The sequence below is a fragment of the uncultured Caballeronia sp. genome (assembly GCF_964243625.1).
GTDB lineage: Bacteria > Pseudomonadota > Gammaproteobacteria > Burkholderiales > Burkholderiaceae > Caballeronia.
Map to the genome: position 1 here is coordinate 1 of NZ_CAXTGZ010000271.1, position 7,947 is coordinate 7,947.

The window sequence follows — 7,947 nt, forward strand, 5'->3', positions numbered from 1 at the left end:
TGTTCTGCGGGTGGGCGGCCAGCCATTGCTTCATGAACGCGACCTCTTTGTCTTGTGAAGCGATAATTTCCTTCGCCAATGCCCGCAACTTCGGATCTTTCCCGTATTTCAGCTCGACTTTGGCCATTGCTACTGCTCCCTGGTGATGCGGAATCATGTGCGTAACGAAGTCATGGTCGGCGTTGCCGGTGTACTCGATGACGGACATGCCCGACATCATCGAATGGTCGGCCGCCTGGAACGCTTTGGTAGCGTCATCGGCCGGGTTGCCTTTCATTGCCGACATGTCCATGCCTGACATCGAGTCAGCGGGTGTTGATGCTTGTGCAAACGCAACCGGCATCGATATGACAACGCACGCGGCAAATGCAGCGGCGCCACCGAAGTTTTTGAGAATCGTCATTAAATCTCCTTAAGTTTCGACTTCGAGAAAGCTAGCCTAAGCCTTACCATCGCGGTAAGGTAAAGCGCTTTCGTATGATATGAACGTTCCAATCGAGACCAGTAGGGCAATCGGAAATTTGACGCGGGGGCGCCATGAGTTTTAAAGCGAAGTTGAAGGGATATCGGGCGCCGCTTTGCGCAGCGTTGATTTGCAGCGCGATGATAGCGGACTCGTTTGCGCAGGCTGGAGGACGGCCACTCATTCTTGACACGCAAACCGGTATTCAGAGCGGTGCCGGCGGAACCGTCTTGCAAACTGGGCCGCTGAACGGACAGGGCATGGTTCCCGCTCGCCCGTTGGCGACGCTGCCTGAAGTGTCGGCGCAGCAGGGGCAGCAGCCGATTGTGGTTTCGCCTTATATAGAAGTGCAGCCAGGCGGATACAGCGGCCCCCAAGGCTATGCCATTTCGCCCGGCAATCAGTCCCGGTCGGGTTCAGCGGGGATCCATGGGTTGCGTTCTTCAGCGGGGTATTCCGGGGGGCTGCAAGGCATGCCCGCGAGCGTTCAACCCCATGCGCAGCCGCAGCGGTCCCAGCCATCGCGCGCCCAACCGCAGACCGCTCAACAACCGCGGTCTCAGTCGCCTGCGCAGCCCACGACTTCGACCGCCCCGACATCGGTCGGAACTGACCCCGCGACAATATCCAGAACCGGCGGGTCCAAGCCTAGAACCCCAGCGCGTTCCTCTGATCCGCACACGGCGACGGGCACCGTCACGTCCCTGCAATAACGGCCGAGGTGCTTCTCAACCGCCTCGATGCTCCAGCTTGAAGGAAGCCTTGCTGTCCTGGCCGAGTGTCTCGACGAGGTACGGGAGCGCCTCTTTCAGCTCTCCGGCAAGCGTGTAGGGCGGATTCACGACAAACATGCCGCTGCCAAACAAGCCGAAACCGTCAACTGGCGGCTTGCTCACGGTCAAAGAAACATGCAGCCAGTTCTTTGGTTGAACACGCTTTAGCTGATCGGCGAAGCGTTGCGACTCCAGCCGGGTCACTTGCGGATACCAAACCGCATAAGTTCCGTTCGCGAACCGTTTCAAGCTTTCCTCTAGGCAATTCAACGTGCGCGCGTAGTCGCGCTTGTCCTCGTACGACGGGTCGATCAGCACCAGCGCGCGCCGGGGCGGTGGCGGCAAGAGCTTGATAATGCCCTCGAAACCATCGCCTTCGAAAAGCATGGCGCGGCGGCCGGCATCACGGAAATTGTGGCGCAGCACATCAATCTCAGTGGAATGGAGTTCGAACAAGCGCATCCGGTCCTGCTCGCGCATGGTCCGATACGCCAGATAGGGCGAACCGGGATAAAACTGCAGCGTACCGTCTGCGTTGAGCGCTTTGACTTCCTTGACGTAATCCTTGAGCAAACCGGGCAGGTCGCGTTTGCCCCAAAGCTTGGCTATACCGGTTTCGTATTCTCCCGTTTTGGTGGCGTATCCATCAGCGAGCGAATACACGCCGGCGCCTGCGTGTGTATCGATGTACCAGAACGCCTTGTCCTTCTGGCCAAGGTATTGAAGCAATTGCACGACGATCGCGTGTTTCAGCACGTCTGCGTGATTGCCTGCGTGAAAGGCGTGTCGATAACTAAGCATGGCGATGATTGAGCGGAGACGAGAAACGGGAAGGAGCGGGGCTGAGCCGGCCAGATGAATACTAGTCGCCGAGGCGTGGACGTATATACCTCGGCGGGGTCGTCATTGTAGCCGACGCGCAGCACGCGCCCCGGCGTGACTCAGACGAACGCGTCGCCGACGATTTCCTCTATGCGCGCCTTGATCTCAGGCGTGATTTTTTTCACGACGTCGATCGCTTTCATGTTTTCGTGGATCTGTTCGACGCGCGACGCCCCGGTAATGACCGTGCTGACATGCGGATTCAACAAGATCCACGCGAGGGACAGTTGTGCAAGCGAGCAGCCGAGCTGGTCTGAGACTTCAGCGAGGCGCCCGACAATGTTGTTTGTCCCCTTGTCCGTCAGCTTTTTCGCCAACCATTCGTAACCCTGAAGTTGCGCGCGGCTGTCGGACGGAACGCCGTCGCGGTACTTGCCGCTGAGCAATCCCGATGCAAGCGGACTCCACGTTGTGAGACCAAGTCCGATGTCTTCATAGAGCCGCGCATATTCCTTCTCGACGCGGTTACGATGCAGCAGGTTGTACTCGGGCTGTTCCATCACCGGCTTGTGCAGATGATGCCGCTCGGCGATGTCGTAAGCGCTGCGAATCTCGTCGGCGCTCCACTCGGACGTGCCCCAGTACAAGGCCTTGCCGCGCGTGATGATGTCGCTCATCGCCCATACGGTTTCCTCGATTGGCGTGTGCGGATCCGGCCGATGGCAGAAGACGAGATCGACGTAATCGAGTTGCAAGCGCGCAAGCGAACTATCGATGGCGTTATGCAAGTATTTGCGATTGAGCGTTTGATGCTGGTTCGTGCCTTCGTTAAGACCGAAGAAAAATTTTGTCGACACCACATAACTCACACGCGGCCAGGCAAGCTCCTTCAACGCGCGGCCCATGATTTCTTCCGATGCACCTTTCGAATAGACCTCGGCGTTATCGAAGAAATTGACGCCGTGATCGCGTGCTGCTGCAAGCGATTCGCGTGCAGCGCGGTGATCGACCTGCGTGCCGTACGTTACCCACGAGCCAATTGACAATTCGCTGACCTGCAAGCCAGAACGTCCAAGCCGACGATAGTTCATATGCGATATCTCCAGTTTCGGGTTTTTGGTGGGGTAGCTCTGGTCTTAAAGCTTAATCGGTTTTCATGATTCACGCGGTGAAGGGGCATCGTCGGTTCATAGCGTACGGCGGCCGGGCGGCGTCGAATAGCTGGCCGAATGGGGTATGAGGTGTCGAGAAGGTTGATCGGCGCGGCTTTGCGTGGTCTTATTGTCCGAAGTGAAAGGCAAGGTTGCTTCGGCGTGTTACGCGTCAAAGGAGTTTTAATGGCAGAGCGCAGAGAAAGTGTTGACGTGCGAGCAGGATCGAAACGAGCGAAGGTGACAAAGGATCCTCACAAGACGACGTCGCTCGATATCGCGGAGCTACCCGAAGTCACGGCGTCGGGTGACGCGATCAAGTTGCCGCCGTACGAAACCATCGCTTTGATGTTGCAGGGAGGCGGGGCGCTTGGCGCTTATCAGGGCGGTGTTTATCAAGGCCTGAACGAAGCGGGAATTCATCCGAACTGGATCGCGGGGATCTCGATTGGTGCGTTGAACACCGCGATCATTGCCGGGAATGCGCCACAAGACCGCGTGCCGCGCCTCCTCGAATTCTGGGAGACGGTCTGTCAGCCAGCGTTCATGCCGCCGCTTCCGGCGTTCGTCGAACACGCATTTTTCAATTCCACCGATGAGATCCGCAAAGCCTTTACTGCCATGCAGGCAGCAAGCGCAGTAGTGGAAGGGCAGAAGGGATTCTTTGTCCCGCGCTTTCCGCCACCGTCTCCACTGGCAGCGGGGGATCCCGCCACGGCCAGTTACTACGACACGCGGCCATTGAAGGCGACGCTCGAAGGGCTTTGCGATTTCGACCGTATCAATTCGCGGGAGACGCGTGTATCGGTAGGTGCGGTGAACGTCGCGACGGGGAATTTCGCGTATTTCGACAATACGCGCATGAAGCTGCGTGCGGAGCATTTCATGGCGTCGGGCGCCCTGCCGCCGGGTTTCGCCGCGGTCGAGATCGACGGGGAATATTTCTGGGACGGCGGACTCATGTCGAACACGCCACTATATGAGATTGCTCAGGCCACGCCGCGCCGTGACACGCTCGCGTTCCAGGTTGACTTGTGGAGCGCCAAAGGTCCGGTGCCGGACAGCATTGTGGATGTGATGGGGCGCGTGAAGGACGTGCAGTTTTCCAGCCGGACACGACTCGTCACCGACACCATGCAACGTTCGCAGCGTTTCCGCAATGTCCTACGGGAAGTGCTCGACAAAGTGCCGGTAGACGTCCGCAACAGCGATCCGTGGTGCAAGGCGGCCGAGGAACTTGCGTGCTCGAAGCGCTACAACGTGATCCACCTCATCTATCGTCACAAGGAGTTCGAGGGGCACTACAAGGATTACCAGTTCGGTTTATCGACGATGCGGGAGCATTGGGAAAGTGGCCTGGCCGACATTCGCGGCACACTTGGTCATCGTGACTGGCTGGACATGCCGAAAAACGATTCAGGCTTTATCACCCACGATATTCACCGCGACGGGCGCGGGTAGATTTGGCGGCGCAAAGAAAACGGCGCCCACGAGGAGCGCCGTTCCGGATGCCGCGAAGAACAGGCTTACTTCAGCACGGTCGCAATAGCGTTTGCCACGACTTCAAGGTTGCGCGTATTGAGCGCGGCCACGCAGATTCGGCCAGTGCTTACAGCGTAGATGCCGAACTCTTCACGCAGACGGTCGACCTGCGGTGCGGTCAGTCCCGAGTACGAGAACATGCCGCGTTGCTTGTTGACGAAGCTGAAGTCGCGTTCGACGCCCGCGGCCTTGATTTGCTCGACCAGGCCATTGCGCATGGCGCGGATACGGTCGCGCATTTCGCCGAGTTCCTGCTCCCACGTGGCGCGCAGTTCCGCCGATGCAAGAACGGCCGCGACCACCGAACCGCCGTGCGTAGGCGGGTTCGAATAGTTGGTGCGGATCACGCGCTTGAGTTGCGACAACACGCGGCTGGCTTCTTCCTTGCCGCTCGTGATGATCGACAGCGCGCCCACGCGTTCGCCATACAGCGAGAACGACTTGGAGAACGACGACGAGACGAAGATGTTGATGTCAGCCTTGGCGAACAGGCGCACGGCGGCTGCATCGGCGTCGATGTTTTCGCCGAAACCTTGATAGGCGATGTCGAGGAACGGCACGAGCGAGCGCGCCTTCACCGTTGCCACGACTTGTTCCCATTGCGCCGGGGTCAGGTCGACGCCGGTGGGGTTATGGCAGCACGCATGCAGTACCACGACGGTGCCTGCCGGATAGCTGTTGAACGCTTCGAGCATGGCGTCGAACTTCACGCCGTGCGTGGCTGCATCGTAGTACGGGTAGTTGAGGACTTCGAAACCGGCGTATTCGAACAACGCACGGTGGTTTTCCCAGCTCGGATCGCTGATCGCGACCTTGCCTGTCGGGTTGAGGCGCTTCAGGAAGTCAGCGCCAAGCTTCAAGGCGCCCGTGCCACCGAGCGCTTGCGCCGTAATCACGCGGCCATCGGCGATCAGGGGGGAATCGTTGCCGAGCAGCAGTTTCTGCACGGCAGCGTCGTACGCAGCGATGCCTTCCATAGGCAGATAACCGCGCGGTGCGGCCAGTTCAACGCGAGCTTTTTCAGCCTCGCGGACGGCGCGCAGCAGCGGAATCTTGCCTTCTTCGTTGAAATACACGCCGACGCCGAGATTGACCTTGGTGGTGCGCGGATCGGCATTGAAGGCTTCGTTCAGACCCAGGATCGGATCACGGGGGGCAAGCTCGACGGCTGAAAAAAGGGACATGATTTATCGACGGTAGTGGAAAGGCGGGCACGGGCGTTCGGGATGGAAGTCGCGGCATGCTGTGCTTCGACCGCGCCGTGAGGAGTGAACAAAATACTCCTTCCCATCGATGAAAACCCCAGTTCTGCATTGTAACGAATTGAGCAGCGTTTTTTGGCCCGGCAAAGCGGATGCAATCGACGAATTCGCGATATTTCGCTGGAAATTCGGCATTTTGCTTGAGAAACGAGGCCGTGAGAACGTGACTTACCGGTTCAACGCCACGAAGCTTTCGTCCACCAAAACAATCGCTTGCGTTTGGAGGCGGACGCCTCATCTGGGAAATATCGGGCGATCGCTTAAAAACCGAAGGGCGCTGCCCCGATCCATCCGACAACCCTGATCCGCCGTCAAGCCTGCTCCAGCGTGAACCGCTAGAATGCATGTTTGCTCTCGGCCAAAGGCACCGCTTCCTCATGTCCGATACCCCGCTAGTAGAAGCCGCAGAAACGCTCGATGAATCGAAGTTCATCACCTTCGAGGGCTCGCCGTTCCAGCTTTATCAACCGTATCCGCCAGCTGGCGACCAGCCGACAGCGATCGCGACGCTCGTCGAGGGCATCGAGGACGGCCTGTCGTTCCAGACGCTGCTCGGCGTGACCGGTTCCGGCAAGACTTTCACCATGGCGAACGTGATCGCGCGCATGGGCCGTCCGGCCATCGTGTTTGCGCCCAACAAGACGCTCGCCGCGCAGTTGTATGCGGAGTTTCGTGAGTTTTTTCCGCGCAATGCCGTCGAATATTTCGTTTCCTACTACGATTATTACCAGCCGGAAGCCTACGTTCCGCAGCGGGATTTGTTCATCGAGAAAGATTCGTCGATCAACGAGCATATCGAGCAAATGCGGCTTTCAGCCACAAAAAGCCTGCTGGAGCGGCGCGACGTGGTGATCGTAGCGACGGTGTCGGCCATTTACGGTATCGGCAACCCGTCGGAATATCACAAGATGATTTTGACGCTGCGCACGGGCGACAAGATGGGGCAGCGCGACATCATCGCGCGGCTGATCGCGATGCAGTACAACCGGAACGAAGCGGATTTTTCGCGTGGCAGCTTCCGCGTGCGTGGCGACACCATTGACATTTTCCCGGCCGAGCATGCCGAAATGGCCGTGCGAGTCGAGCTTTTCGACGATGAAATCGAGTCGATGCAGCTCTTCGATCCGCTCACCGGCCGCGTGCGCAATAAGATTCCGCGTTTCACCGTGTATCCGTCGTCCCATTACGTGACGCCGCGGGACACGGTAATGCGCGCCATCGAGACGATCAAGACTGAATTGCGTGAGCGCCTCGAGTTTTTCCACAAGGACGGCAAGCTGGTGGAAGCGCAGCGGCTCGAGCAACGCACGCGTTTTGACCTGGAGATGCTGCAGGAACTGGGGTTTTGCAAAGGCATCGAGAACTACTCGCGGCATTTCTCGGGCGCGGCTCCCGGCGAACCTCCGCCCACGCTCGTCGATTATTTGCCGCCCGACGCGCTGATGCTGCTCGACGAGTCGCACGTGCTGATCGGCCAGTTGAACGGCATGTACAACGGTGACCGGGCGCGCAAGGAGAATCTGGTCGATTACGGCTTCCGGATGCCGTCGGCGCTCGATAACCGGCCGCTCAAGTTCAACGAGTTCGAACGCAAGATGCGCCAGGCGGTTTTTGTCTCGGCGACACCGGCCGATTACGAAAACCGGACGTCAGGGCAAGTCGCTGAACAGCTCGTACGGCCGACCGGGCTGGTCGACCCCGAGATCGAGGTACGTCCGGCCCGCTCGCAAGTGGACGACGTGCTTGCCGAGATCAACGAGCGTGTCAAAGTGCACGAACGGGTGCTCGTCACGGTGCTGACCAAACGCATGGCCGAACAACTCACCGAATTCCTGGCGGATCACGGTGTGAAAGTGCGCTATCTGCACAGCGATATCGATACGGTCGAGCGCGTGGAAATCATCCGCGATTTGCGTCTTGGCACGTTCGACGTG

General features: G+C 58.8%; 6 protein-coding genes. 2 read left to right on the forward strand and 4 right to left on the reverse strand.

The window, feature by feature from the left end; genetic code table 11:
• From ACFFAR_RS18470 to ACFFAR_RS18480, 3 genes are all read right to left on the reverse strand, one after another.
• Positions 1 to 343: DUF305 domain-containing protein (locus ACFFAR_RS18470; protein WP_375508240.1), on the reverse strand; the 343-nt coding region annotated here is incomplete at its 3' end.
• 848 nt (positions 344 to 1,191) lie between these two features.
• Positions 1,192 to 2,037, reverse strand: coding sequence for a 23S rRNA (adenine(2030)-N(6))-methyltransferase RlmJ (locus tag ACFFAR_RS18475; RefSeq protein WP_061999802.1), 846 nt, complete (start codon positions 2,035 to 2,037; stop codon positions 1,192 to 1,194).
• Between the two features lie 140 nt (positions 2,038 to 2,177).
• Entirely contained in the window at positions 2,178 to 3,149 is a 972-nt protein-coding gene (locus tag ACFFAR_RS18480; RefSeq protein WP_375508237.1) for a potassium channel beta subunit family protein, read from the reverse strand.
• A gap of 246 nt (positions 3,150 to 3,395) precedes the next feature.
• Here ACFFAR_RS18480 and ACFFAR_RS18485 point away from each other — a divergent pair, with 246 nt between their 5' ends.
• A complete protein-coding gene (locus ACFFAR_RS18485) occupies positions 3,396 to 4,670 on the forward strand; it encodes a DUF3734 domain-containing protein (protein WP_375508238.1) in 1,275 nt (424 codons plus the stop codon).
• A gap of 65 nt (positions 4,671 to 4,735) precedes the next feature.
• Here ACFFAR_RS18485 and ACFFAR_RS18490 read toward each other — a convergent pair whose 3' ends face one another.
• Complete coding sequence (locus ACFFAR_RS18490; RefSeq protein ID WP_061999799.1) at positions 4,736 to 5,935, reverse strand: amino acid aminotransferase; 1,200 nt, start codon at positions 5,933 to 5,935, stop codon at positions 4,736 to 4,738.
• A gap of 455 nt (positions 5,936 to 6,390) precedes the next feature.
• On the opposite strand from ACFFAR_RS18490, the gene uvrB reads away from it, so the two are divergent.
• The coding region (uvrB, locus tag ACFFAR_RS18495) for an excinuclease ABC subunit UvrB (protein ID WP_375508239.1) at positions 6,391 to 7,947 on the forward strand (1,557 nt) is incomplete at its 3' end.